The organism is Bordetella genomosp. 2 (assembly GCF_002261345.1).
GTDB lineage: Bacteria > Pseudomonadota > Gammaproteobacteria > Burkholderiales > Burkholderiaceae_B > Bordetella_A.
The window spans coordinates 533209-558557 of record NZ_NEVT01000006.1 but is presented as its reverse complement, the minus strand read 5'-3'; the positions used below and the strand labels follow the sequence as shown (position 1 = coordinate 558557).

At 68.3% G+C, this 25349-nt stretch carries 28 protein-coding genes, 1 tRNA gene and 1 pseudogene; 22 read left to right on the top strand and 8 right to left on the bottom strand.

The window, feature by feature from the left end:
- The first annotated feature begins 32 nt into the window (after positions 1-32).
- The 4 genes from CAL24_RS12830 to CAL24_RS12815 are packed head-to-tail and all read left to right on the top strand — an operon-like array spanning position 33 to position 3581.
- A complete protein-coding gene (locus CAL24_RS12830; protein ID WP_028355839.1) occupies positions 33-962 on the top strand; it encodes a branched-chain amino acid ABC transporter permease in 930 nt (309 codons plus the stop codon).
- Positions 959-2044 (top strand): ABC transporter permease subunit, encoded by a 1086-nt coding sequence (locus CAL24_RS12825; protein ID WP_094806893.1) that lies wholly within the window; start codon positions 959-961, stop codon positions 2042-2044. The genes CAL24_RS12830 and CAL24_RS12825 overlap by 4 nt, the downstream gene beginning before the upstream one ends.
- Positions 2041-2847 (top strand): ABC transporter ATP-binding protein, encoded by an 807-nt coding sequence (locus CAL24_RS12820; RefSeq protein ID WP_028355841.1) that lies wholly within the window; start codon positions 2041-2043, stop codon positions 2845-2847. The genes CAL24_RS12825 and CAL24_RS12820 overlap by 4 nt, the downstream gene beginning before the upstream one ends.
- A complete protein-coding gene (locus CAL24_RS12815) occupies positions 2844-3581 on the top strand; it encodes an ABC transporter ATP-binding protein (RefSeq protein ID WP_028355842.1) in 738 nt (245 codons plus the stop codon). Before CAL24_RS12820 ends, CAL24_RS12815 begins: the two co-directional genes overlap by 4 nt.
- Positions 3582-3605: 24 nt before the next feature.
- Here CAL24_RS12815 and CAL24_RS12810 read toward each other — a convergent pair whose 3' ends face one another.
- A complete protein-coding gene (locus tag CAL24_RS12810) occupies positions 3606-4901 on the bottom strand; it encodes an MFS transporter (RefSeq protein ID WP_028355843.1) in 1296 nt (431 codons plus the stop codon).
- 101 nt (positions 4902-5002) lie between these two features.
- Here CAL24_RS12810 and CAL24_RS12805 point away from each other — a divergent pair, with 101 nt between their 5' ends.
- Positions 5003-5614, top strand: a complete 612-nt coding sequence (locus CAL24_RS12805; RefSeq protein WP_028355844.1) for a TetR/AcrR family transcriptional regulator — start codon at positions 5003-5005, stop codon at positions 5612-5614.
- A gap of 334 nt (positions 5615-5948) precedes the next feature.
- Here the strand turns inward: CAL24_RS12805 and amt are convergent, their stop codons facing one another.
- The gene (gene amt / locus CAL24_RS12800; RefSeq protein ID WP_028355845.1) at positions 5949-7187 is read right to left on the bottom strand and encodes an ammonium transporter; all 1239 of its coding nucleotides are present in this window, start codon (positions 7185-7187) and stop codon (positions 5949-5951) included.
- Positions 7188-7224: 37 nt separating this feature from the next.
- Positions 7225-7563, bottom strand: coding sequence for a P-II family nitrogen regulator (glnK, locus tag CAL24_RS12795; protein ID WP_012249555.1), 339 nt, complete (start codon positions 7561-7563; stop codon positions 7225-7227).
- A 650-nt stretch (positions 7564-8213) separates the two neighbouring features.
- Between glnK and CAL24_RS12790 the strand changes: the two genes are divergently transcribed.
- From CAL24_RS12790 to CAL24_RS12740, 11 genes are all read left to right on the top strand, one after another.
- A complete protein-coding gene (locus CAL24_RS12790; RefSeq protein WP_028355846.1) occupies positions 8214-8480 on the top strand; it encodes an accessory factor UbiK family protein in 267 nt (88 codons plus the stop codon).
- 98 nt (positions 8481-8578) lie between these two features.
- Positions 8579-10096: a YifB family Mg chelatase-like AAA ATPase gene (locus CAL24_RS12785; protein WP_094806892.1), complete on the top strand. Its 1518-nt coding sequence runs from the start codon at positions 8579-8581 to the stop codon at positions 10094-10096.
- A gap of 198 nt (positions 10097-10294) precedes the next feature.
- The gene (gene rpmI / locus CAL24_RS12780; RefSeq protein ID WP_012249552.1) at positions 10295-10492 is read left to right on the top strand and encodes a 50S ribosomal protein L35; all 198 of its coding nucleotides are present in this window, start codon (positions 10295-10297) and stop codon (positions 10490-10492) included.
- A 15-nt stretch (positions 10493-10507) separates the two neighbouring features.
- The gene (gene rplT, locus CAL24_RS12775) at positions 10508-10867 is read left to right on the top strand and encodes a 50S ribosomal protein L20 (RefSeq protein ID WP_012249551.1); all 360 of its coding nucleotides are present in this window, start codon (positions 10508-10510) and stop codon (positions 10865-10867) included.
- 143 nt (positions 10868-11010) lie between these two features.
- Complete coding sequence (pheS, locus tag CAL24_RS12770; protein ID WP_028355848.1) at positions 11011-12033, top strand: phenylalanine--tRNA ligase subunit alpha; 1023 nt, start codon at positions 11011-11013, stop codon at positions 12031-12033.
- Positions 12034-12046: 13 nt separating this feature from the next.
- A complete protein-coding gene (gene pheT, locus CAL24_RS12765; RefSeq protein WP_094806891.1) occupies positions 12047-14467 on the top strand; it encodes a phenylalanine--tRNA ligase subunit beta in 2421 nt (806 codons plus the stop codon).
- 14 nt (positions 14468-14481) lie between these two features.
- Positions 14482-14811, top strand: coding sequence for an integration host factor subunit alpha (locus CAL24_RS12760; RefSeq protein WP_028355850.1), 330 nt, complete (start codon positions 14482-14484; stop codon positions 14809-14811).
- Between the two features lie 57 nt (positions 14812-14868).
- Complete coding sequence (locus CAL24_RS12755) at positions 14869-15279, top strand: MerR family transcriptional regulator (protein WP_028355851.1); 411 nt, start codon at positions 14869-14871, stop codon at positions 15277-15279.
- Positions 15280-15346: 67 nt separating this feature from the next.
- Positions 15347-15423: transfer RNA gene (locus CAL24_RS12750), tRNA-Pro, on the top strand.
- Positions 15424-15613: 190 nt separating this feature from the next.
- Complete coding sequence (locus CAL24_RS12745) at positions 15614-16699, top strand: glycosyltransferase (RefSeq protein ID WP_170947081.1); 1086 nt, start codon at positions 15614-15616, stop codon at positions 16697-16699.
- 147 nt (positions 16700-16846) lie between these two features.
- Entirely contained in the window at positions 16847-17944 is a 1098-nt protein-coding gene (locus CAL24_RS12740; protein ID WP_094806890.1) for an NAD(P)-dependent alcohol dehydrogenase, read from the top strand.
- 40 nt (positions 17945-17984) lie between these two features.
- On the opposite strand, the gene CAL24_RS12735 is transcribed toward CAL24_RS12740, so the two are convergent.
- The gene (locus CAL24_RS12735; protein ID WP_028355854.1) at positions 17985-18182 is read right to left on the bottom strand and encodes a DUF3606 domain-containing protein; all 198 of its coding nucleotides are present in this window, start codon (positions 18180-18182) and stop codon (positions 17985-17987) included.
- Between the two features lie 159 nt (positions 18183-18341).
- Between CAL24_RS12735 and CAL24_RS12730 the strand changes: the two genes are divergently transcribed.
- A complete protein-coding gene (locus CAL24_RS12730; RefSeq protein ID WP_028355855.1) occupies positions 18342-18761 on the top strand; it encodes a hypothetical protein in 420 nt (139 codons plus the stop codon).
- Here CAL24_RS12730 and CAL24_RS12725 read toward each other — a convergent pair whose 3' ends face one another.
- The gene (locus CAL24_RS12725) at positions 18762-19148 is read right to left on the bottom strand and encodes a VOC family protein (RefSeq protein WP_028355856.1); all 387 of its coding nucleotides are present in this window, start codon (positions 19146-19148) and stop codon (positions 18762-18764) included.
- 135 nt (positions 19149-19283) lie between these two features.
- On the opposite strand from CAL24_RS12725, the gene CAL24_RS12720 reads away from it, so the two are divergent.
- The 5 genes and pseudogenes from CAL24_RS12720 (at position 19284) to CAL24_RS12700 (ending at position 21874) form a co-directional block, all read left to right on the top strand.
- Positions 19284-19532 (top strand): hypothetical protein, encoded by a 249-nt coding sequence (locus CAL24_RS12720; protein WP_028355857.1) that lies wholly within the window; start codon positions 19284-19286, stop codon positions 19530-19532.
- Between the two features lie 250 nt (positions 19533-19782).
- Positions 19783-19992: a hypothetical protein gene (locus CAL24_RS12715; protein WP_419670685.1), complete on the top strand. Its 210-nt coding sequence runs from the start codon at positions 19783-19785 to the stop codon at positions 19990-19992.
- A 148-nt stretch (positions 19993-20140) separates the two neighbouring features.
- A pseudogene (locus CAL24_RS12710) lies at positions 20141-20354 on the top strand (hypothetical protein).
- Positions 20355-20479: 125 nt separating this feature from the next.
- Positions 20480-21586: an AGE family epimerase/isomerase gene (locus tag CAL24_RS12705; protein WP_170947080.1), complete on the top strand. Its 1107-nt coding sequence runs from the start codon at positions 20480-20482 to the stop codon at positions 21584-21586.
- A 72-nt stretch (positions 21587-21658) separates the two neighbouring features.
- Positions 21659-21874 (top strand): hypothetical protein, encoded by a 216-nt coding sequence (locus tag CAL24_RS12700; protein ID WP_028355860.1) that lies wholly within the window; start codon positions 21659-21661, stop codon positions 21872-21874.
- On the opposite strand, the gene CAL24_RS12695 is transcribed toward CAL24_RS12700, so the two are convergent.
- From CAL24_RS12695 to CAL24_RS12685, 3 genes are all read right to left on the bottom strand, one after another.
- Positions 21858-22271 carry a Rieske (2Fe-2S) protein gene (locus tag CAL24_RS12695; RefSeq protein ID WP_094806888.1) on the bottom strand — a complete coding sequence of 138 codons (414 nt, stop codon included), beginning with the start codon at positions 22269-22271 and terminating at the stop codon, positions 21858-21860. The genes CAL24_RS12700 and CAL24_RS12695 overlap by 17 nt on opposite strands.
- A gap of 61 nt (positions 22272-22332) precedes the next feature.
- Positions 22333-24138 (bottom strand): ABCB family ABC transporter ATP-binding protein/permease, encoded by a 1806-nt coding sequence (locus tag CAL24_RS12690; protein WP_094807265.1) that lies wholly within the window; start codon positions 24136-24138, stop codon positions 22333-22335.
- A gap of 105 nt (positions 24139-24243) precedes the next feature.
- On the bottom strand, positions 24244-25209 hold the full coding sequence (locus tag CAL24_RS12685; RefSeq protein WP_094806887.1) for a Bug family tripartite tricarboxylate transporter substrate binding protein: 966 nt from the start codon (positions 25207-25209) through the stop codon (positions 24244-24246).
- Positions 25210-25349: the final 140 nt, after the last annotated feature.

The following is a 25349-nucleotide window of genomic DNA, read 5'->3' as shown; positions in this document are numbered from 1 at the left end:
CTCTGTGAGCAGATCGCAGGCTCCGAGCCCCTATGGACATCTTCATACAGCAACTCATCAATGGCCTGACGCTGGGCAGCGTCTACGCGCTGGTCGCGCTGGGCTACACGATGGTGTACGGCATCATCGGCCTCATCAATTTCGCGCACGGCGACGTCGTCATGATCGGCGCCATGGCGGCCACCATGGTCGCCGCGGCCATGGTGGGCGGCGACCCCTCGGTCTCGGCCTTCGCGGTGCTGGCCGTCGGCCTGCTGGTATCGGTGCCGCTCTGCATGGCCGTGGGCTGGACCGCCGAGCGCGTGGCCTACCGGCCGCTGCGCCGCGCGCCGCGGTTGGCCGCGCTGATCACCGCCATCGGCGTGTCCATCATCCTGCAGAACATCGCCATGATGGTCTGGGGCCGCAATTACCTGAATTTCCCCCAGGTGCTGCAGCCGCAGGTATTCGAACTGGGCGGCGCGCGCATGAGCACGCTGCAGCTGGCCATCGTGGCGATCGCGGCGCTCATCATGGGGGCGCTGCTGGCCGTGGTGCACAAGACGCGCCTGGGCACCGCCATGCGGGCCACCGCGCAGAACCGCGAAGTGGCCGGCCTGATGGGAGTGAACATCAATACCGTCATCTCGGCCGCCTTCCTGATCGGTTCGGCGCTGGCGGCGGTGGCCGGCATGATGGTCACCACGTATTACGGCGTGGCGCAGTACACCATGGGCTTCATGCTGGGGCTGAAGGCCTTCACCGCCGCGGTGCTGGGCGGCATCGGCAACCTGGTGGGCGCCATGGCCGGCGGCCTGCTGCTGGGCATCATCGAATCGCTGGGCGCCGGCTACATCGGCGACCTGACCGGCGGGTTCCTGGGCAGCCACTACCAGGATGTCTTCGCCTTCATCGTGCTGGTGCTGGTGCTGATCTTCCGACCCTCGGGCCTGCTGGGCGAGCGCGTGGGAGACCGGGCATGAGCGGCGCCATGAAAAAAGCCGGCCTGTCGCGCCGCAACCTGCTGGGCATCGTGCTGATCGGCGTGGCTCTGGCCGTGCTGCCGTTCGTGCTCGGCATGGCGGGGCAGAGCTGGGTGCGCATCCTGAATTTCGCCCTGCTGTACGTGATGCTGGCGCTGGGCCTGAATATCGTGGTGGGTTTCGCCGGCTTGCTGGATCTCGGCTACATCGCCTTCTATGCAGTGGGGGCCTATGCCTGGGCGCTGCTGGCGTCGCCGCATTTCGACCTGCACCTGCCGTTCTGGGCGATCCTGCCCATCAGTCTGGGGCTGGCCTGCGTATTCGGCGTGCTGCTGGGCGCGCCCACGCTGAAGCTGCGCGGCGACTACCTGGCCATCGTCACGCTGGGCTTCGGCGAGATCATCCGCATTTTCCTCAATAATCTCAACGCGCCGGTCAACATCACCAACGGGCCGCAGGGCATCAACCGCATCGACGGCTTCAAGGTCGGCGAGTTCATGTTCGGCCGCAGCGAGAGCCTGCTGGGCATCCGCGTGACCGGCCCGGAAAAATACTATTACCTGCTGCTGGCCATCACGCTGTTGATCGTGCTGGTCTGCGTGCGCCTGCAGAACTCGCGCATCGGCCGCGCCTGGGAGGCGATCCGCGAGGATGAGATCGCCGCCAAGGCCATGGGCATCAACACGCGCAACATCAAGCTGCTGGCGTTCGCCATGGGCGCCTCGTTCGGCGGCGTGGCCGGCGCGCTGTTCGCCGCCATGCAGGGCTTCGTCAGCCCCGAGAGCTTCAGCCTGACCGAGTCGATCTCGGTGCTGTGCATGGTGGTGCTGGGCGGCATGGGGCATATTCCCGGCGTGATCCTGGGCGCCATCATCCTGGCCGTCCTGCCCGAGTTCCTGCGCGCCGTGGTGGAGCCGCTGCAGCGGCTCGTGTTCGGCGAAGTGGTGCTCGATCCCGAAGGCATCCGCATGCTGCTGTTCGGCCTGGCGATGGTCTGCGTGATGCTGTACCGCCCGGCCGGCTTGTGGCCATCCGCCGTGCGCAAGCGCGAGCTGGCGAGCCCCGCGGGAGGCCAGGCATGAGCGTCATCCTGCAAGCAGAAGGCCTGGGCAAGCGGTTCGGCGGCCTGCGGGCGTTGTCGGAGGTCAGCTTCGACATCCGCGCGGGCGAAATCTACGGGCTGATCGGCCCGAACGGCGCGGGCAAGACCACGCTGTTCAACGTGCTGACCGGCCTCTATATCCCCGAGGAGGGGCGCTGCACGTTCGACGGCGCGCCGTTGACCGGTCGCAAGCCGCACGAAGTGGCGCAGGCGGGACTGGCGCGCACCTTCCAGAATATCCGGCTGTTCGCCAACCTGAGCGCCATCGAGAACGTCATGATCGGCCGCCATGCGCGCACCCGCGCCGGCGTGCTGGGCGCGGTGCTGCGCACCCCCGCCGCCCGCGCGGAGGAAGCCGCCATCGAACGGCGCGCCCACGAACTGCTCGACTACGTGGGCATCGGCGCGCGCGCCAACGACGTGGCCCGTTCGCTGTCGTACGGCGACCAGCGGCGCCTGGAAATCGCCCGGGCCCTGGCCACCGAACCCAAGCTGCTGGCGCTGGACGAGCCGGCAGCTGGCATGAATGCCTCGGAAACCGTGGTGTTGCGCCAGCTGATCGAAAAGATCCGCCGCGACGGCATCACCGTGCTGCTGATCGAACACGACATGAAGCTGGTCATGGGGCTGTGCGACCGCGTGCTGGTGCTGGAATACGGCAAGGTGCTGGCCATGGGCAAGCCGGCCCAGGTGCAGCGCGATCCCAAAGTGATCGAGGCCTACCTGGGCGCGGGCGCGGCCCACGATGCGCCCACCCAATCATCGGAGCAGACGGCATCATGAGCGCATCCCGACCCTTACTGGAACTGCGCGGGCTGGAAGTGGCCTATGGCGGGATCCGCGCGGTGCGCGGCATCGACCTGCGGGTCGACGCCGGCGAACTGGTCTGCCTGATCGGCGCCAACGGCGCGGGCAAGAGCACCACGCTGCGCGCCATTTGCGGCCTGGTGCCGCTGGCCGGCGGCGACGTGCTCTACGACGGCCAGTCGATCAACGGGCGCAAGTCGTTCGAGCTGGTGCGGCGCGGCCTGGTGATGGTGCCGGAGGGCCGCGGCATCTTCGGGCAGCTGACCATCGAGGAAAACCTCGCCATGGGCGCCTATGTGCGGCGCGACGCCGCGCAGGTGCGCCAGGATACCGAGCGCGTCTTCACACTGTTCCCGCGCCTGGCCGAGCGGCGCCGGCAAGCCGCCGGCACGCTGTCCGGCGGCGAGCAGCAAATGGTGGCCATGGGGCGGGCGATGATCGCGCGGCCGCGGCTGCTGTTGCTGGACGAACCCTCCATGGGGCTGGCGCCGCTGATGGTGGAAAAGGTCTTCGAGGTGGTGCGCGCGATTGCCGCCGAGGGCGTGACCATCCTGCTGATCGAGCAGAATGCCAAGCTGGCGCTCGAGCACAGCCATCGCGGCTATGTGATGGAGTCCGGCGAGCTGACGCTATCGGGGCCGGCGCGCGAACTGCTGACCGACCCGAAAGTGCGCGCCGCCTACCTGGGCGAAGTCGCGGACGCCGCCTGAGCGGGCGGCGCCGCGCGCCCGGCGTCAGGCCGGCGCGACGGCCGGGGCGCCGGCCGCCGGCTTGCGCCGGATCATCAGCGCGATGAGCGCCGCCGCCAGCCCGGTGGCGCCCGCCAGCACGAACGCCACCAGGTAGCTGCCCTGGGTTTCGCGGATGAAGCCGGCCAGCCAGGCCGCGCTGGCCGCGCCGACCTGGTGTCCGGCCACGATCCAGCCGAATACGATCGGCGCGTCGCGTTCGCCGAAGGCCTCGGTCGTCAGGCGCAGCGTGGGCGGCACGGTGGCGATCCAGTCCAGTCCGAAGAAGATCGCGAAGATCGACAGGCTGTAGAACGAAAAGTCGGAATAGGGCAGGTACATCAGCGCCAGTCCGCGCAGGCCGTAGTACATGAACAGCAGCTTGCGCGGATCGTAGCGGTCGGTGAGCCAGCCCGAGGCGGTCGTGCCGATCAGGTCGAAGACGCCCATCAGGGCCAGCAGGCCCGCGGCACGCACTTCCGGGATGCCGTGGTCGCCGCACAGCGCGATCAGGTGCGTGCCGACCAGGCCGTTGGTGGTGAAGCCGCAGACGAAGAAGGTGGCGAACAGGAACCAGAACGTGCGGGTGCGGATGGCGCGCCCCAGCGTGCCGAACGTGGCGGCCAGCAGGCCGGTGCGCGGCACGGCGGGGGGAGGGGGTGTGCCGGGCGGCGTGCCGTAGGGCGCCAGCCCCACGCTGGCCGGCCGGTCCGGCACCAGCCACCAGGCCAGCGGCACCAGGGCCGCCGCGCCCGCGGCCACGGCCCATACCGCGCGCCGCCAGTCGCCCGACGAAGCCAGCGCCGCCAGGCCCGGCAAGAACAACAGGGTGCCGGTGGCGGTGCTGGCGGTCAGCAGGCCCATCATCAGGCCGCGGCGGGTGCTGAACCAGCGGTTGACCACAGTGGCGCCGAGCACCACCGCAACCGCGCCCGAGCCTATGCCGGAGAACACGCCCCAGGTCAGCAGCAGGTGCCAGGGCTGGGTCATGAAACTGCTGGCGAAGGTCGAGGCGGCCATCAGGGCCAGCGCGCCGATCAGCACGCGCCGCAGCCCGAAGTGCTCCATGGCGGCGGCCGCGAACGGGCCCACCAGTCCGTACAGGAAAATGCCGACGGCCGCGGATAGCGACACCGTGGCGCGGCTCCAGCCAAAGGCCTCTTCCAGGGGCACGAGCAGCACGCTGGGCGTGGAGCGCAGCCCGGCGGAGACGAGCAGCGCCAGGAAAATCACCGCCACCACGACGAAGGCGTACGCCTGGCCATAGCGCCGGAATGGGCGGGGAAGCTGGGATATACTCATGTTGCTGACCGGTACGTTGCTGGAACTCGTATGCTACGTACCGGTCAGTAACATCGTCAAGCGATTTTTGATGACCCGTTCGTTGTCCGGAGCGCCCGCCCATGGCTCGCAAATCCCCCGCATCCGCCGAACCGGCCGCGCCGCACAAGCCGGCCGCCGACCGCATCCGCGAGACCGCCCGCCGCATGTTCTATGAAGACGGCATCCGCGCCGTCGGGGTCGACGCGCTGGTGGCCGAGGCGGGCGTGACCAAGCCCAGCCTGTACCGCAGCTTCTCGTCCAAGGACGAACTGGCGGCCTCGTACCTGCGCGACTACGAGGCCGAGTTCTGGGCCAAGTTCAACGCCGGCGAGCAGGTGCATCCGGACGACCCGCGCGCCAGCCTGATGATGTATTTCGAGGGGCTGGCCCAGCGCGCTTCCAGCAGCGCCCGCTATCGCGGCTGCGGCCTGACCAACGCGGCGGTCGAGTACCCCGAGCCGGACCATCCGGCGCGCCAGGTGGCGGTGGCGCACAAGATCCAGTTGCGCGCGCGCATGGTCGAACTGGCGCACGCCATGGGCGCCGCCGAGCCGGAGGTGCTGGCCGACGGCCTGTTGCTGTTACTGGAGGGCGCGTTTGTTTCCAGCCAGCTGTTCGGCCGGGGCGGCCCCGCCCGCCACCTGCCCGAAGCGGCGCGCCGCCTGATCGACGCCAGCCTGCGCGCCGGATAGGCGCCTCCCCGCGCTGGAAGCGCGGCGGCATGCGCGAGTGGGGGTTTTTCGAGCGAAGGTGTCTGACACCCCGCGAGACGCACTGCGCAGGCAGCGAGCGTCGCACCGGGTGTCAGACACCTGGCATCGATGAAGTAGGGCGGAATGCAAGAGCGAAGGTGTCTGACACCTCGCGAGACGCACTGCGCAGGCAGCGAGCGTCGCACGGGTGTCAGACACCTGGCATCGATGAAGTAGGGCGGCATGTAAGGGCGAAGGTGTCTGACACCCCCTGAGACGCGCTGCGCAGGCAGCGAACATCGCACGGGGTGTCAGACACCTGGCAAAGCCGAGATCAGCTGTGATAGGCCGATTCGCCGTGGCTCGTCACATCCAGGCCTTCGCGTTCCTGGTCTTCCGGCACGCGCACGCCGCACAGCATGTTGGCGATCTTGTAGGCGATCCACGCGACCACGCCGGACCACACGATGGTGAGCAGCACGCCTTCGAGTTGCACCCACACCTGACCGAGGATGGCGCCGGCGTCGGCCAGGCCCGGCCCGCCCAGCGCCTGGGCATTGAACACGCCCGTCAGCAGGGCGCCGATGATGCCGCCGACGCCGTGCACGCCGAACACGTCCAGGGCGTCGTCGGCCCGCAGCAGGCGTTTCAGGCCGTTGACGCCCCAGACGCACACGGCGCCCGCCACCACGCCGATGACCAGCGCGCCGCCGGGCCCGACCAGGCCTGCGGCGGGCGTGATGCCGACCAGGCCGGCCACCGCGCCCGAGGCGGCGCCCAGCATCGAAGGCCGGCCCTTGACGGCCCATTCCGTGAACAGCCATGCCAGCACCGCGCCCGCGGTGGCGATCATGGTGTTGAAGAATGCCAGCGTGGCGGCTTCGTTCGACGCCAGCGCCGAGCCCGCATTGAAGCCGAACCAGCCCACCCACAGCAGCGCGGCGCCGATGAAGGTCATGGGCAGGTTGTGCGGCTGCATGGCCTCGCGGCCGTAGCCCACGCGCTTGCCGACCACGTAGGCGCCCACCAGGCCGGCGACCCCGGCGTTGATGTGCACCACGGTGCCGCCGGCGAAATCCAGCGCGCCGCGCGCGTTGAGCAGGCCGGGGGCCGTTTCCGAGGCGAACCACACCATGTGGGCGATCGGCACGTACGCGAAAGTGAACCAGATCACCGTGAACACCAGGACCGCCGAAAAGCGGGCCCGCTCGGCGAAGCTGCCCACGATCAGCGCGCAGGTGATGCCCGCGAAGGTCGCCTGGAACGAGGCGAACAGCAACTCGGTCAGCGAGCCGGACATGGCGTATGCGCCATCGGCGGGCGTGAACATGCCCGAGAAGAAGGCGCGCGACAGGCCGCCGAAGAACGCGTTGCCTTCCGTGAAGGCGAGCGAATAGCCATAGGCGAACCACAGCACCAGGCCCAGGGCGAAGGTGCACAGGACCTGCATCAGCACCGACAGTACATTCTTGCTGCGCACCAGGCCGCCGTAGAACAGCGCCAGGCCGGGCACCGCCATCATCAATACCAGCAGGGTGGAAACGAGCAACCAGGAGATATCCGCTTTATCCATTTTTCAGGCTCCAATGCGTCTTGCTTTATCGTTGTTGTTACAGCGCGGCTTCGCCGGATTCACCGGTCCGGATGCGGATGACTTGTTCCAGCGGCGCGGTAAAGATCTTGCCGTCGCCGATCTTGCCGGTCCGGGCGGCCTGCTCGATGACGTCGATGACCTGGTCGACCAGGTGGTCGGGCACGGCGGCCTCGACGCGCAGCTTGGGCAGGAAATCGACGGCGTATTCCGCGCCCCGGTAGAGCTCGGTGTGGCCTTTCTGGCGGCCGAACCCCTTGACTTCGGTGACGGTCAATCCCTGGACCCCGATCCCGGACAGGGCCACCCGCACCTCGTCGAGCTTGAACGGCTTGATGATGGCGATGATGAGTTTCATGGCATTCCTCTCATGGTTGCACTCAGGCATGCCCAATCAAGCAATATCCATGCCAAATCGCGGAAGGCCGGCGGCGCACGGCCAGCGGGCGCGCTGCCCCGGCAGCGTGCGGGCTTGCCCGGCAATGGTGCAAAACCGTGCGCCTGCATGCGCCATGATGGTGCGTCGCGCGCCGAACGTGCGCCTGCAACAAAACATCTCCCACGGCCCCATCTTGTATCGAATTGCAGCGCCGTGGCGGGATGCTGGCCGGCGATTTCCGTGCCGCCCACCCGCATGAAAATTGTCCGCGTTGCGCTGTGAGCCCCTATGCCAAAGGGTTATGGGGACACGTTTGTATCGCATCCATGTCAGAATTCGCTGCGGTTTCGACATAAATGTATCGAATCACCTGAAACGCGGCATTACATGCGACGCCTTGTTGCCGGGCGCGGCCTCGGGAAGAATCAGTCCATGCCGTACGCCAGTGCGGCGAGCGCCCGAGTGGTGCGATTGCTTCTGGGAGTCGCCTTGGGGCGATTCGGTTTTCTCCTGTGCTTTGAGGCGGTGTCGCGTGCGGCCCGCCCATTTTTTTGGGCGCGCGCGCCCGGCCTGGCCGCTTTCCTTTGCCGCTACACTGTGCACATCGAAGTTGCGAACGCGAGCACGCCATGAACCGTACCCAGTGGATTGAAGACATCCAGAAAAACCTGTCCGACCTGATCGCCCGCAGCCCGGCCGCCGATCTCGAGCGCAACGTCAAGGCCATGATGGGCCAGGCCTTCAACAAGATGGACCTGGTCACGCGCGAGGAATTCGACGTGCAGGCCGACCTGCTGGCGCGCGCCCGCGAACGGGTCGAGCAGCTCAATACCCGCATCCAGCAGCTCGAGGCCCGCGTGGCGGCGCTGGAAGGGCAGTCGCTGGCCAGCAAGTAAGTAGAAGTAGGGCGGCCGGCCGCGACATTCCGGTCGCGCGGGGCCGCGCCGGGCGGCCTGGGCTTGCGCATACTGGCGGTGTTTCCTCAGGAGCCGCCATGACTCTCGCCGTACTTGCCAGCCGGGCGCTGTCCGGCATGGATGCGCCCGCCGTGCGCGTCGAAACCCACCTCGGCTCGGGGCTGCCGGCCTTCAATGTCGTCGGGCTGCCCGATACCGAAGTGCGCGAAAGCCGCGAGCGGGTGCGCGCGGCCATTCTCAATAGCGGCTTCGAGTTTCCCGCCGGGCGCATCACCGTCAATCTGTCGCCGGCCGACTTGCCCAAGGCCTCGGCCCGTTTCGACCTGCCCATCGCGCTGGGCGTCCTATTGGCCAGCGGCCAGATCGCCACGCCCGGCCCGGCCGGCGGCTCGGCGCCGGATGGCCTGCAGGCGCTGGTGCTGGCCGGCGAGCTGTCCCTGACCGGCGCGCTGGTGCCGGTGGGTGCGCCATTGGCACTGGCGCTGGCGGTCGCGCGCGAGCAGCCCGGCGCCACGCTGGTGCTGCCGGGGGCGAGCGCCGCGGTGGCCGCCTGGGTGCCGGGGTTGCGCGTGCTGGCGGCCGGCACGCTGGCCGAGGTCGCCGGGCACCTGGCGGGCGGCACGCCGCTGCCCGAGGCTGGGCCGGCGCCGTGGCAGGCGGCGGCGGCGCCGCCGTGCCTGTCCGACGTGCGCGGCCAGGCCATGGCCCGCCGCGCCCTGGAGGTCGCCGCCGCGGGCGGGCACAGCCTGCTGATGGTCGGCCCGCCCGGCGCCGGCAAGAGCATGCTCGCCCGGCGGCTGCCGGGCCTGCTGCCGCCCCTGTCGCGCGAGCAGGCGCTGGAGGTGGCGGCCATCGCCGGCCTGGCCGGCGGCGTCGCGGCGCTGCAGGGCCAGCCGCCGTTCCGCGCGCCGCACCACGGCGCTTCGGCGGCGGCCCTGATCGGCGGCGGCGCGCGGCCCCGTCCCGGTGAAATCAGCCTGGCGCACCATGGCGTACTGTTCCTGGACGAGCTGCCGGAATTCGACCGCCGCGCGCTGGAATCCCTGCGCGAACCGCTGGAAACGGGCAGGGTGGACATCGTCCGGGCGCGTCATGCGGTGCAGTATCCGGCGCGTTTCCAGCTGGTGGCGGCCATGAACCCCTGTCCGTGCGGCTGGCGCGGCCATCCGAGCCGGCCGTGCCACTGTACGCCCGACCAGGTGGCGCGCTATACGGGCAAGCTGTCCGGGCCGCTGCTGGACCGGCTCGACCTGCTCATCGAGCTGCCCGCCGCGCCGGCCGACTGGCTGGACGCCGCGCCGGGAGAGTCGTCGGCGGCCGTGCGCGAGCGGGTCGCGCAGTGCCGGGAGCGCCAGCAGCGGCGGCAGGGCGCGCCCAACGCCATGCTGCAGGGGCGCGCCATCGACGCCGGCTGCCCCCTGGAGCCGGACGGGCGCAAGCTGCTGCAGCAGGCCATGCAGCGCCTGCACGGTTCGGCCCGCGCGACGCACCGGGCCCTGCGGGTGGCGCGCACCGTGGCCGACCTGGACGGCCAGGACAGCATACAGGCGCACCATGTGGCCGAGGCGCTGCAATACCGCTGTACCCTGCGCTGACCCGGGCGGCCCGGGCGATTCGACAAAAAACCCGAAATCACCATATAATCAAGGGCTTTTCCCGATCAGCCAGCTGGCTTACCGGGGAAAAAAGAAGTGGCCCCAGGTCCGGCAAGCCTTGGCCCGCCGCTTGCAGCCATGCAAGCGGCCGGAACCCAAGCACCTGTGTCCATGTAATCAACAAACTTAGGAATCATCATGCCCAAGATGAAAACCAAGAAAAGCGCGTCCAAGCGCTTTCAGGTTCGCGGCAGCGGATCCATCAAGCGTGGCCAGGCCTTCAAGCGCCACATCCTGACCAAGAAGACCACCAAGAACAAGCGCCAGCTGCGCGGTTCGGCGGCGGTCCATGAAACCAACGTGGCTTCCGTGAAAGCCATGATGCCTTTCGCTTGATAACGGAGATCCACTATGCCTCGCGTCAAACGCGGCGTTACCGCCCGCGCCCGTCATAAAAAAGTCATCGCCGCCGCCAAGGGTTACCGTGGCCGCCGCGGCAACGTATTCCGCATCGCCAAGCAGGCGGTCATGCGCGCCGGGCAATACGCCTACCGCGACCGCCGCAACAAGAAGCGCACCTTCCGCGCCCTGTGGATCACCCGCATCAACGCCGCCGTGCGCGAGCAGGGCATGAGCTACAGCGTGTTCATCGCCGGCCTGAAGAAGGCCTCGATCGATCTCGACCGCAAGGTTCTGGCCGACCTGGCCGTGCGCGACAAGGCCGGCTTTGCCGCCATTGTGCAGCAGGCCAAGGCAGCCCTGTCCGCCTGACCGCGCGCTGATCGTATCGCGTATCGCTGCAAACGGGGCTGTCGGCCCCGTTTGCGTTTTGCCGCCGCCCCAAGGCAAAACAGCCCGCCGGGGCCGCAGGCCGCAGGCGCAGCGCGAGGGCATTGTTTTTAGGCTGTGATTCCATGACTCTACTGGCTGACGACCTGGTTTCCCAGGCCCAAGAACGATTCGCCGCGGCGCGCGACGTCACGGCCCTGGAGAACGCCAAGGCGCGTTTCCTGGGCAAGGAAGGCGCGCTCACCATGCTGCTCAAGAGCCTGAGCAAGCTCGACCCCGAGCAGAAGCGCGAGCTGGGCGGCCGCATCAACCAGGCCAAGCAGCGCATCGAGGCCCTGCTCAACGAGCGCCGCGCGCAGCTGGCGCAGGCCGAGCTCGACGCGCGCCTGGCCGCCGAGACCATCGACGTCACCTTGCCCGGCCGTGGCCGGGCCATGGGCGGCATCCATCCCATCGCCCGCAGCTGGGAACGGGTCGAGGAGATTTTCCGCTCCATCGGCTTCGACGTGGCCGACGGCCCCGAGATCGAAGACGACTGGACCAACTTCACCGCGCTGAACAACCCGCTGGACCACCCGGCGCGCTCCATGCAGGACACCTTCTACGTCGACCTGCAGGACGGCGACGGCCTGCCGCTGCTGCTGCGTACCCATACCAGCCCCATGCAGGTGCGCTATGCGCGCATGCACCAGCCGCCCATCAAGGTCATCGCGCCGGGCCGCACCTATCGCGTCGACAGCGACGCCACCCATTCGCCCATGTTCCACCAGGTCGAAGGGCTCTGGATCGCCGAGGACATCTCCTTTGCCGATCTCAAAGGGGTCTACACCGACTTCCTGCGCCGCTTCTTCGAAAGCGACGACCTGGTCGTGCGGTTCCGCCCGTCGTTCTTCCCGTTCACCGAGCCGTCGGCCGAGATCGACATGATGTTCACCTCCGGCCCCAATCGCGGCCGCTGGCTCGAGATCTCCGGCTCCGGCCAGGTGCATCCGCAAGTCGTGCGCAATTTCGGGCTCGACCCCGAGCGCTACATCGGCTTCGCGTTCGGCTCCGGCCTCGAGCGCCTGACCATGCTGCGCTACGGCGTCAACGACCTGCGCCAGTTCTACGAAGGCGATCTGCGCTTCCTGCGCCAGTTCAACGAATAACCCACGGCTGATCATGCAATTTCCCGAATCCTGGCTGCGCGCCCTGGTCAACCCCGCGATCGCAACCGATGAACTGGCGCACCGGCTCACCATGGCCGGCCTGGAAGTCGAAGAAACGGCGCCCGCCGCGCCGCCCTTCACCGGCGTGGTGGTGGCCCGCATCGTCGCCATCGCCCCGCATCCCGACGCCGACAAGCTGCGCGTCTGCCAGGTCGACGACGGCTCCGGCGAGCTGCTGCAGATCGTCTGCGGCGCCCCCAATGCGGCCGCCGGGCTGACCGTGCCGCTGGCCCGGGTGGGCGCCGAGCTGCCCGGCGGCATCAAGATCGGCGTGGCCAAGATGCGCGGCGTGCAGTCGGCCGGCATGCTGTGCTCGGCGCGCGAGCTGGGCCTGTCGCAGGACCACGCCGGCCTGCTCGAGCTGCCCGCCGAACTCGCGCCCGGCCAGTCGCTGCGCGAGGCGCTCGATCTCGACGACACGCTGTTCACCCTGAAGCTGACGCCCAATCGCGCCGACTGCCTGTCGATCCTCGGCGTGGCGCGCGAAGTCGCCGCCCTGACCGGCGCGCCGTTGTCGGCGCCCAGCGCCGCCGCGGTGCCGGTCACGCTGGCGGACCGCCTGCCGGTGTCCATCCAGGCGCCCGACCTCTGCGGCCGCTTCGCCGGCCGCGTCATCCGCGGCGTGAACGCGCGCGCCGCCACGCCCGTCTGGATGAAAACCCGGCTCGAACGGGCAGGGCAGCGCTCGGTGTCGGCGCTGGTCGATATCTCCAACTACGTCATGCTCGAACTGGGCCGCCCGTCGCACGTGTTCGACCTGGACAAGATCCGCGGCGACATCGAAGTGCGCTGGGCCCGCGAAGGCGAAACCCTCGAACTGCTCAACGGCCAGACGGTCGAGCTCAACCCCAAGGTCGGCGTGGTGGTCGCCGGCGACCAGGTCGAGAGCCTGGCGGGCATCATGGGCGGCGAAGCCACGGCCGTCACCCTGAACACCTCCAACATCTACGTCGAGGCCGCCTTCTGGTGGCCGGAAGCCATCGCCGGGCGCGCGCGCCGCTACAAGTTCAGCTCCGAGGCCAGCCATCGCTTCGAGCGGGGCGTCGACTACGCCAGCATTCCGGAACACCTCGAGTTCATCACGCGCCTGATCCTCGACATCTGCGGCGGCCAGGCCGGCCCGCTGGACGACCAGGTCGCCAGGCTGCCGAGCCGCGAGCCGGTGCGCATGCGCCTGTCGCGTTGCCATCGCGTGCTGGGCGTGCCCGTGCCGCAGACCGAAGTGGCGCAAATCTTCACCCGCCTGGGGCTGCCCCACCAGGTGCAGGGCGACGACTTCATCGTGGAGCCGCCGTCGTACCGTTTCGACCTGACGCTCGAGGAAGACCTCATCGAGGAAGTGGCCCGCATCTACGGCTTCGAGCGCCTGCCCGACGTGCCGCCGATGGCGCCGGCCAAGATGTTCTCGCAGCCCGAGCAGCGGCGCGGCCCGCATCTGCTGCGCCGGCTGGCCGCGGCGCAGGACTACCAGGAAGTGGTCAACTACAGCTTCGTGGAAGCCGACTGGGAGCGCGACTACGCCGCCAACGACAATCCGGTGCGCTTGCTCAACCCGATTGCCAGCCATTTGTCGGTGATGCGTTCCAGCCTCATCGCCGGCCTGGTGGCGAACATCCGCTACAACGCCAACCGCAAGCAGACGCGCGTGCGAGTGTTCGAACTGGGGCGCGTGTTCCTGCGCGACGGCGATCATACCGACGGCCCCCTCGAGGTGGCCGGCGTGCGCCAGCCGCTGCGGCTGGCCGGCGCGGCCTGGGGGCCGGCGCTGGAAGAGCAGTGGGGCACGCCCACCCGGCACGTCGATTTCTACGACGTCAAGATGGACGTGATGGCGCTGTTCGGCGCGCGCGCCGGCCAGCTGCGCTTCGAGCCCGCCGTCCACCCCGCACTGCACCCGGGCCGCAGCGCTCGCATCGACCTGGACGGCAAGCCGGTGGGCTGGCTCGGCGAGCTGCATCCGCGCTGGGCCCTGCAGGCCGAGCTGCCGCACGCGCCGGTAGTGTTCGAGCTGGATGTCGATGCGCTGTCGCAGGGGCGCCTGCCGCAAGTGCGCGACTTGTCGCGCCAGCCCATGGTGGTGCGCGACCTGGCGCTATGGGTCGACCTGCGCGTCAGCGCCCAGGCCATGCTGGACACGGTGGCCGCCACGGTGGCGGCCGATCCGCAACTGGCGGTGGTACAGGATGTACGCCTGTTCGACGTGTGGCGCGAGAAATCGCGGGACAGCCAGGCGCCGGCCGCCGAGAAAAGCCTTGCCTTCCGCTTCTGGCTACAGGACACTGAAGTCACGCTGGACGAAGCCCGCGTGGCCGATTGCCTGGCCCGCATCAACCAGGCGCTGGCGACCGCCCATGGCGCGCGCCAGCGCACATGAACAAGGGGACTTCCATGCTTGCCGAGCCGCGTACCCTGACCAAGGCCGAACTCGCCGAACTGCTGTTCGAACGCGTAGGGCTGAACAAGCGCGAAGCCAAGGACATCGTCGACACGTTCTTCGAGGAAATCCGCGACGCCTTGGCGCGCGGCGACTCGGTGAAGCTGTCGGGTTTCGGCAATTTCCAGGTGCGCAACAAGCCGCCGCGTCCCGGACGCAACCCCAAGACGGGCGAGACCATCCCCATCGCCGCGCGCCGTGTCGTCACCTTCCATGCCAGCCAGAAGCTCAAGAGCGTGGTCGAGCAGGCCGAGCCGGCAGGTGCGCCCGACGGCGGGGAGTGATACGCTTTGTCGGCAATTGTTATCGGCTCACGACGCACCACGGCATAAAATCCTTCCATGACCCGTCCCGACTCCACTGTTGCGCTTCCGCCCATTCCCGCCAAACGCTATTTCACTATTGGCGAAGTCAGCGACCTCTGCGGCGTCAAGCCGCACGTGCTGCGCTACTGGGAACAAGAATTCACGCAACTCAAGCCGGTGAAGCGGCGCGGCAACCGCCGCTACTACCAGCATCATGAAGTCCTGCTGATCCGCCGCATCCGTTCGCTGCTGTACGAGCAAGGCTTCACCATCAGCGGCGCCCGCAATCGGCTGGGCGATGCGCGCGACACGCCGCACGACCAGGACGCCGCCGTGCGCCTGAGCGCCGCCGAGATCCAGGCGCTGCGCACCGAGCTCGGCAATGTGTCGGCCATGCTGGCCGAAGCCCTGGGCGAACAACCGGCCGCCGGCAACGCCTCGCACTGAAATTTGCCATCGAAAACCTGCGCGCGCCGTGCAGGTTTTTTTCTGTTCTGATATACTCTTTTTCTTTCGGGGCGTAGCGCAGCCTGGTAGCGCACTTGCATGGGGTGCAAGGGGTCGCGAGTTCGAATCCCGCCGTCCCGACCAGCAGTATCAAGGCCGTTAGTGATAGCAATCACTAACGGCCTTTCTCATTGGCCCGGGATTGGAGTAAACTCGCGCGTCGATAATACTTACAATAAGTCACTTCGTGGCGCATTTTCTCTGGATTGTTGCGTGCGGTATTAACGCGATATCGCTGTCCATCATCCTGATGCGGCTCGTGCGGCTGCGCAGAGTGAAAACGGCCGCGAATGCGTCGATATCGATCGTCCTGCCCGTCACGGGCAGCGCCGCGCGCCTCGACGAGCTGATCGAGGCGTTGAACGCCCAGGCGGTGCAGCCTGGCCGCCTGTTCATCAGTGTCGAATCCGAATCCGATCCGGCATTCCCACGCGCCGTGGCGGCGGCCGGGCACGCGCGGTTTCCGGTCGAGCTGGTCGTGGCGGGCCACGCGCTGGCCCAGGCGCAGAAGTGCCGCAACCAGCAGGCGGCGCTTGAACGCATCGGTCCGGAGACCGACGTCATCGTGCTCATGGATGCCGACATTCAGCCGGGACCGCAGTGGCTGGGCATGCTGGCGGCGCCGGTCGCGTCCGGCAGTTTCGATATTGTCAGCGGACATCGCTGGCAGCGGGTGGCGCGGCAGCGGCTGGGCGCTCACCTGGTCGCCGCGGTGGACCGCTCGGTAAGCCTGTTGCCGCGCCTGCGTCCCGGTTTCGCGCGCGTGGCATGGGGCGGCAGCATCGCGATCAGCGCCGCGGCGGCGCGGCGCATGGACCTGCACGGGCTGTTCCAGCATGCGCTGTCCGACGACCTGGCGCTGGCCAGGCGGGCCGTCGAAATGGAACTGCGCCTGGGGACGCGCGCTTCGCTGCTGGTGCCGTCGCCCAATGAGCAGCGGCTGGGGCCGGCGTGGTCGTTCGTGCGCCGCCAGTACCAGATGTGCCGCATCTATCGTCCCGCCCTGTGGGGGCTGGCGTTCGGCATCGTGAGCCTGCGCATGGCCGGATGGGGGGCCGCCGTGTTGCTGGCCCTGGCCGATGGCATGGCGGTCCTGGCGGTATGCCTGCTGGCCGGGCTGGGCGGGCTCAAGCAGTACTGGACGGGCGAGCTCGCGCGCCGGCTCGGCCTCGCCGACCCCTGGTCCGTGCGCCTCGTGCAAATGGCGCTGGGCGTGTGCCAGCCAGTGCCGGACCTGTTCCACCTGAGCGCGATCGCGGCGGCCGGCTGGGCGCGAGTGGTGCGCTGGGGACACATTACGTATCGGGTCGCCGGTCCGGCCCGCATCCAGGTGCACGCCCGGCGCTCCTATTCGGACTGACAGGCGACAGACGCGGCGTCTTCGTGCAGGCCGATGCTTGGCGATTCATTGGCCTGGATCAAACGGTCTGCATTCTTGCGACGCTACCGACTTGTGGCGGCGGTCGCGGCGGAGTCTCATGGAAATCCGAACCGAAGGAGATCGACCATGACCGCCATGATGAAAGCCGCCGTATTCGTCGAACCGGGCCGCATCGAGCTTGCCGACAAACCGATTCCCGACGTGGGCCCCAACGATGCGCTGGTGCGCATCACCACCACCACGATCTGCGGTACCGACATCCATATCCTCAAGGGCGAATACCCGGTCGCCGCCGGGCTGACCGTCGGCCACGAGCCGGTCGGCATCATCGAGAAACTGGGCAGCGCGGTGGTGGGATACGAAGAAGGGCAGCGGGTCATCGCCGGCGCGATCTGCCCCAACTTCAATTCCTACGCCGCCCAGGATGGCGCGCCTTCGCAGGATGGCAGCTACCTGGTGCCGCGCGGCCTGTGCGGGTGCCACGGCTACAAGGCCACCGCCGGCTGGCGCTTCGGCAACATCATCGACGGCACCCAGGCCGAGTACGTGCTGGTGCCGGACGCCCAGGCCAATCTCGCACCGATTCCCGACGGCCTGAGCGACGAGCAGGTGCTGATGTGCCCCGACATCATGTCGACCGGCTTCAAGGGCGCCGAGAATGCCGGCATCCGCATCGGCGACACCGTGGTGGTGTTCGCGCAGGGGCCCATCGGCTTGTGCGCCACGGCCGGCGCGCGCCTGTCCGGCGCCACCACCATCATCGTGGTGGACGGCAACGAACACCGGCTCGACATCGCCCGCAAGATGGGCGCCGACGTGGCCCTGAACTTCAAGGAATGCGACGTGGTCGAGGAGGTCATGTCGCTGACCCGCGGCCGTGGCGCCGACGCCGCCATCGAGGCGCTCGGCACGCAGGCGACATTCGAATCTGCCCTGCGTGTCCTGAAGCCGGGCGGCACGCTGTCGAGCCTGGGCGTGTATTCGCAGGACCTGCGCATCCCGCTCGACGCGTTCGCCGCCGGCCTGGGCGACCACCGGATCGTCACGGCGCTGTGCCCGGGCGGCAAGGAGCGCATGCGGCGCCTGCTCAACGTGGTCGAGTCGGGCCGCGTCAATCTCGAACTGCTGGTGACGCACGAGTACCCGCTCGACGACATCGTCGCGGCCTACGAGCTGTTCGCCAACCAGCGCGACAACGTGCTGAAAGTGGCCGTCAAGCCCTAGCTAGGCGCGCACCGCCTTGCGCGCGCCCGCGCAAGGCGGTTCAGGTGGTGCGGCCGGTTGCCGGCGTGGCCAGATAGGACCGCACCGCCTCCACTGAAGGGCCGACCTGATGGACGGCCTCTTGCAATTGCTCCAGCGTGACGCCGAACTGTTCGCTCCAATAGCGGCGCTCCCACTCTTCATCGATATTCACGCGCGCCCGATCGCGCGGTCCGCGGTCTTGCAAGTTGTCGCTCATTGCGTTCTCCCGGAGGATGACGTGGCAATTGCAGCAAGCGCCATGCCGCGGGTGTTACATCAGGTAAGGGTAATTCCGTCCTACTTTGCGGCTTGAACTGCACTACAGTGGGCCGCGCGCTGTGGAGTTTTTTCCCATGCGCAACCACCAAGGAGGCAAATGATGAATAGAGCCATGACGGCCTGGAGCGATTACAAACCGACCAAGACCATCTGGTTTTGGTCATGCGTGGGCACCGCCGTGCTGACGATGATCGTCGGCTTCACCGCCGGCGGCTGGGTCACCAGCAAGACCGCGACCGAACAGGCGCAGGCTTCCACCGAGGCGGCAGTGGCGCAGCTGGCGGCGGGCATATGCGTGCACCGCTTCCTGGCCGCGCCGGACGCGCAGGCCAAGCTGGCCGCGCTGCAATCGGCGGACTCCTGGAAGCGTGACACCATGATCGAGGAGGGCGGCTGGGTGACGTTCGGCGATGCCAAGACCCCGGTGGACGGGGCGGCCGACCTGTGCGCCAGCCAGCTGATGCAGTCGAACACAGGCGCGCCGGCCACCATGCCCAAGACTGGCGGAGCTTCCTGATCAAGTCTCCGTAGCGAGCTCGGATATCTCGATCAGGTTCAAGTCGGGATCGCGCAGATAGACCGAGCGGATCTTTCCGGTGGCGCCGGTGCGCGCCACCGGTCCTTCGATGATGCGCGCCCCCGCCGCTTCGAGCCGCAGGATGACCTTGTCCAGTGGCCGGTCGGCGATGAAGCACAAGTCGAGCGCGCCCGGCACCGGCAAGTGGGCCTTGGGCTCGAATTCGCTGCCGCGCACGTGCAGGTTGATTTTCTGGTTGCCGAAGCAGAGCGCTCGCCGGCCCTGGCCGAAAGTCTCCAGGCGCATGCCCAGGATGCGCGTGTAGAAATCGATAGTGGCCTCGGGGTCGGTGCAGGTCAGCACCAGGTGGTCCAGGTGGTCGATCATGGCGTGTCCTCGTTGCAGTAAGGGCGGGCGGCCCGGCCGGCGCAGTCATAGTCTGGCCATGATAATGAAATTATCCTGTCGCATTCCGCGAATACCCTGCAAGCGTGACTGACTCTTGCAACCCGGAGGGCCGGCGTGAATATCGCGAAGGGCGTGCGTATCGATGGGTATCGTATTCACTGCGATGTGATCGAGTTGCGGTCGGGACAATATCAACTGGCCGTCAGCTCGTATGTGGACGGCGACCCCGACACCGAGCAGGTGTGGCGGGCGCCGGACTGCGAGCCTTGCAGCCAGCTGGCCGAGGCCGAGCGGCGGGCGCAGCGCCTGCTGAAGAGAATCAAGCGAGTGGGCGAATCGGGCGAGCCTGTCTACGGCCAGTGAGTTCCCGCGCGGTGGCGGGCGTCCAATGAAGAGCGCCCCAGCTCGGGACGAGTCTGGGGCGCTCTTGCCGGGTTTCGCACGCATGGGTGTCAGAACGCCCGGCACTTTCAATTTAGCGCTGCCCGACACCCCCGGCAAGCGGAAAATCGTTTCAAGGCTGTTACGGCGGCGGGGCTCGCCGCTCGGGGGCCTGGCCGGCCATGTGCTATCGTAGCTACAGCACTACTCAACGATGGACGCCATGGCGCGTATGAAGATTCAACAAGGCGAACTGGCGCAATGGCTGCAGTTCGTCGCCGACGGCGGGGCAGTGGCGCGCGAACGGGTGCCGGAGCACCTTGCCGAGGCCCTGCTGGTCCTGCGCTGCGTGCGCGAAAACGACACCGGCCACCTCGAGCTGACCGACAAGGGCCGGCTGGCCCTGCGCATGGAATCTCCCGGCGCCATTCACCTCGGTTAGGGAATCTACGGGCGTTTTTCCGGCCCGGCCCCAGTAAGATGAACTTGCGTGCCGCCCGCGCGTCCAATTGTCATGCGGACCTGATAAATGGACCCCGCCAGCGCCACGCGTGGATTTACGCGTTGGGGTAACCGACTGGGAGGAAGCCATGCAGCATCATGACCAGGAAGTACTGATCGACGTTTCCACAGCGGCCATGGATACCGGCGGATACGGTGTACTGCTGACGGTAACGGCCGAAGGGGGGCACCGAAGTGGATGCCGCCTTTTCCTATCTGGGCGATTGCGCCTCGTTGCACGAGGCGCGCGACCGGGCCGAGATCTTCGCCCAGAACTGGGTCGAAGAAAACATCTTTCGCTGACGGGCCTGCACGCCGGGCGCCCCACCATGATGCTCGATCAGTGGTGGGGCCGGTTGCGCCGCAAATCCGGGTTATCGTCGCTGTTTCGTCATTTGGGGCGCGCGCAACCGGCGCGCCGCGTAGCGATGACCACCGCTGTCATTTCTCCTGAACTCTCCAGCACCATCCTGGCCCTGCGCCAGCATTTCAACGAGGTGATCCTGCCGCTCTGGATGGGGCGCGGCTTCAACGAGCGCATGGGCCTGCCATTCGAGGCGGTGGCCGGCGATACCGGCTTGCCGCTGGCGCCGGTGCGCTACCGCGCGATGGCTTGCGCGCGACAGTTGTACTTGTATGCGGCCGCGCCGGAGCCGGCGCATGCGCAGCACGCGGACCAGCTGTTCGAGGCGTTGTGCCGTCATTTCCGCGATGAGCGGCACGGCGGCTGGCGCTACAGCATCGACCCGGAAGGCCGGCCGCTCGATGATACCCAGGATCTGTACACGCACGCTTTCGTGGTGTTTGCCTGCGCCGCGTATTTCGAACGTTCGCGCAATACGCAGGCGCGCCAGATGCTGCTGCAGGCGGCCGAACTGATCGAGGCGCGGTTCCGCAGGCCCGATGGCCTATACCATGCCGCATTGTCGGCGGACTGGCGCCAAGTGCGCCAGGGCCCGGCGCAGAACCCGATCATGCACTTGACCGAGGCTTATCTGGCGGCCGCCCGGGTGGCCGAACCGGCCTGGTTCGCGCAGACGCTGCGGAGCGTTGCCCAGGGGGTCGCCGACGCCTTCCTGCACGCGCCCAGCCAATGCATCGCCGAGGCGCCGGTCGGCACGCCGGACAACCGCATCGAGCCGGGCCATCAATTCGAATGGTTCGTGCTGCTCGACAGCGCCCCGGCCGTGTTCGCCGAGCTCGACCTGGCCCTGGCGCTGCCGCGCGGTTGCGGCTGGGCCCGCCAGCATGGGGTCGACGGCGCCACCGCCGGCGTGCGCGCGGCGCTGCATGAAGACGGGCGGGTGGGCGACGCCACCGAGCGGATCTGGGCCCAGACCGAATATGCGCGCTATCTGGCAGTGTCGGGCGACTGGCAGGCGCTCGCCGCCCAATTGGCCGGCCTGCGCGACCGCTTCCTGCATCCGGGCGGCTGGCGCGAATGCCTGAACCCGGACGGCTCGCTGGCGCGCGCCGACATGCCCTCGACCACGCCTTATCACCTGGCTACGTGCTACGCGGCGCTGCCGGACTGACGCCCGGCGTGCCGGACGGACACGATCCTGCCGCTCGATTACAATTTGGCAGGTTATGTGTCGAGGTATTGCATGAGCATCATGTGTGTAGCCTGCCAGGCCATTGCGCCCGGCCTGCCGGGTGTGGCGCCGCACGCGCGGCTCGGGCACCAGGGTTTCATCCATTCGGAGCAAAAGGGGCGCGAAGGCTGCCGGGAGGACCGTTTCCGCTGCCTGGAGTGCGGCGCCAAATGGCTGCGTGAAACCGACAAATGGGGCACCGACCAGGGATTCAGGCTGGCCCCGTAGCGGCGTCGCCGGCCTCGCCGTCGGGGAGCGGCCGGATGCGGCCGGCCGGCAGCCAGTAGACCGCGGCGTCGCGCTCTTGCACGTCGAGCGGCACCAGGCGGCCGTTCTTGCATGGGCCGCCTACGCAGAGCCCCGTGTCGGGCTGGTAGGTGGCGCCGTGGCGGGCGCACATGAGCAGGTCGCCGGCCCGCGTGAAGAAGCTGCCTTCCCAGTCGAGCTCGACGCCGACGTGGGCGCAGCGGTTCAGGTAGCCATGCACGCGGCCCTGGTAGCGGATGAAGAATACGGTGGTGCGGCCGTCGCCGTCGGCGGCGGGCAGCTTGATGCCCAGGCCGCCGTCGGCCAGTTCGGCACTGGCGCAGACGCGGACGGCGGTGGGCGGGACGGCGGCGGACATGGCGGGCACGGGGCGCAAAGAGGCCGATATTCGGCGAGGACGGCCGGCGTGTCAAACAGGCTCAGGCGAGCGCCGCGTCGGCCGCGCCGGCTTGCTGGCGTTCCCACATGGCCGCGTAGGGGCCGCCGCGCGCCAGCAGCGCCGCATGCCGGCCCCTTTCCACCACGCGGCCGTCGCCCAGCACGATGATTTCGTCGGCATCGGCGATGGTGGACAGCCGGTGCGCGATGATGAGCGTGGTGCGGCCCTGGCTGACTTCGCGCAGGTTGGCCTGGATCTCCCGCTCGGTGTGCGTGTCGAGCGCGCTGGTGGCCTCGTCGAACAGGAAGATCGACGGGTTCTTCAGGATGGTGCGGGCGATGGCCACGCGCTGCTTTTCGCCGCCCGACAGTTTCAGGCCGCGTTCGCCCACCATGGTGCGGTAGCCGTCGGGCATGCTCATGACCAGCTCGTGGATATGGGCCAGGCGCGCCGCTGCCTGGACTTCGCCATCGCTGGCGCCGGGCCGCCCGTACGCGATGTTGTAGTGGATGGTGTCGTTGAACAGCACGGTGTCCTGTGGCACGACGCCGATGCTCGCGCGCAGGCTGGCCTGGGTGACGCTGCGCACGTCCTGGCCGTCTACCAGGATGGCGCCGCCGTCCACGTCGTAGAAACGGAACAGCAACCGCGCCAGGGTCGACTTGCCGGCGCCCGAGGTGCCGACCACCGCCACCGTGCGGCCGGCCGGGATGCGGAAGCTCACGCCTTTCAGGATGGGGCGGCGCGGATCGTAGCCGAACACGACGTCGCGGAATTCCACCTCGGCGCCGGCCAGCCGCAGCGGGGCGGCGCCCGGGCTGTCGGCCACTTCGCGCTGCTGGCCCAGCAGTTCGAACATGCGTTCCATGTCGATCAGTGACTGCTTGATCTCGCGGTAGATGAAGCCGAAAAAGCTGAGCGGATCGTAGAGTTGCAGCAGGTAGGTATTGACCAGCACAAAGTCGCCCAGGGTGTAGCGGCCGGCCGCGATGCCGCGGGCGGCCATCCACATCACCACGGTGAGGCCGGCCGAGATGATGACCGCCTGGCCGATGTTGAGGATGGACAGGCTGACCTGGCTGCGCACCGCGGCGCGCTCATAGCGGGTCAGCGATGCGTCGTAGCGGCGCGCCTCGTGCTCTTCGTTGCCGAAGTACTTCACCGTCTCGTAGTTCAGCAGGCTCTCGACCGCCTTGGTGTTGGCCTCGGAGTCGGTCTCGTTCATGAGGCGGCGGAACTTGGTGCGCCATTCGGTGACGACCAGGGTGTACGCCAGATACAGCGCCACGGTGAGGGCCGTGGCGGCGGCCAGCCAGATGTCGAACATGCGCCACAGCACCACGCACACCAGGCCGATCTCGAAGAAGGTGGGCAGCACGTTGAACAGCAGGAACGACAGCAGCGTCTGGATGCCCTTGGTGCCGCGCTCGATGGCGCGCGTCAGCCCGCCGGTCTGGCGCGACAGGTGAAAGCGCAGTGCCAGGGCATGCAGGTGGCGGAAAATCTGCAGTCCGACCGCGCGGATCGCGTGTTGTCCGACGCGGGCGAACACCGCGTCGCGCAGTTCGGAGAACAGCAGCGAAAAGACCCGCGCGGCGCCATAGGCCAGGATCAGGCCGACCGGCACGACCACCGCGCCGCCGGTATTCTTGCCCAGTTCGTCGATGGCCGATTTGTACAGGATCGGCACATACACCACCGCCGCCTTGGCCGCCAGCAGGCTGGCCAGGGCAATGACGACCCGCGCCTTGAGGCCGTGGCGACCGCGTGGCCATAGGTAGGGAAGCAGGGTGCGCAGCGTGGCGAGGCTGCCGCGCTCGGGGCGGGGGGAGGCTGGCGGGGACATGGCGTGCGGGAGAGTGACGGCGCGCGGCCCATCGGCCGCGCTGCCGGCATTATCGGCCACGCCGTGCGCGGCGGCCGGAAAGTCCCGCCGCCGCGCGGGGACTTGTCAATCCACGCTGGCTCCGGAGGCGCGCACGACCTCGCCCCACTTGGCGACGTCGGCGCGCAGCAGGGCCGCGAATTCTTCGGGACTGGTGGCATAAGGCTCGGCGCCTTGCGCGGTGAAGCGCTCGATCACCTGCGGGTCGCGCAGCGCGGCATTGACGTCGCGGTTGATCCTGGCGATGCGCTCGGCCGGGGTGTCCTTGGGCGCCATCAGGCCGAACCAGGGGGTCACGTCGAAACCCTGCAGGCCGGCCTCGGCAATGGTCGGGATATGGTCGAAGGCGCTGGCGCGGCGCGCGCTGGTGACGGCGATGGGCCGCAGCGCGCCGCTCTTGATCGAGCCGGCCACCGACGGCAGGCTGGTGAACACCACGTCGATGCGGCCGCCGCGCAGGTCCTGCAGCGCGGCGGCCGCGCCCCGGTACGGGACGTGCTGCAGCGGGACCTTGGCGGCACTGCTGAACATTTCCCCCAGCAGATGATTGACCGAGCCGTTGCCGGCCGAGCCGTAGGTGATGCGGCCCTGGCGGGCCGCCTGGATCACGTCCTGCACGGACCTGAAGGGCGCGTCCGGGCGGGTGACCAGCACGAAGGGCAGGGTGGCCAGCGTGGCCACCGGGGCGAAGTCGGTGCCCGGGTCGAACGACAACTGCTTGTACAGGGCGCCGTTGATGGCCTGCGTGCCGACGTAGCTCATCAGCAAGGTGTAGCCGTCGGCGTCGGCGCCCAGCACGGCTTCCATGCCGAGGTTGCCGCCGGCGCCGGCGCGGTTCTCGACCACCACCGATTGCTGCCAGCTATCGCCCAGCCGCTGGCCGATGATGCGCGCCAGCGTATCGGAGGCCCCGCCCGGCGTCTGCGGCACGACAATGCGCACGGGATGGTCGGGATAGTCCTGGGCAGCGGCGGCCGGCCCGGCCAGGGCAAGCGACAGGAATAGGGCGGCGGCCCGGCGAACGTAGCGCATGTCTCTCTCCTTGTTGGCGGCCGGCGCATGCCGGCCGCGAGCCGTGTGTGCCGGCCGCCGTCATGCTAGGCAGACTTTTGTTCTGCATCAAGGACGAAAGTTCGATATTCTGAACAAACGGCGCCCGAACGGCCGACGAA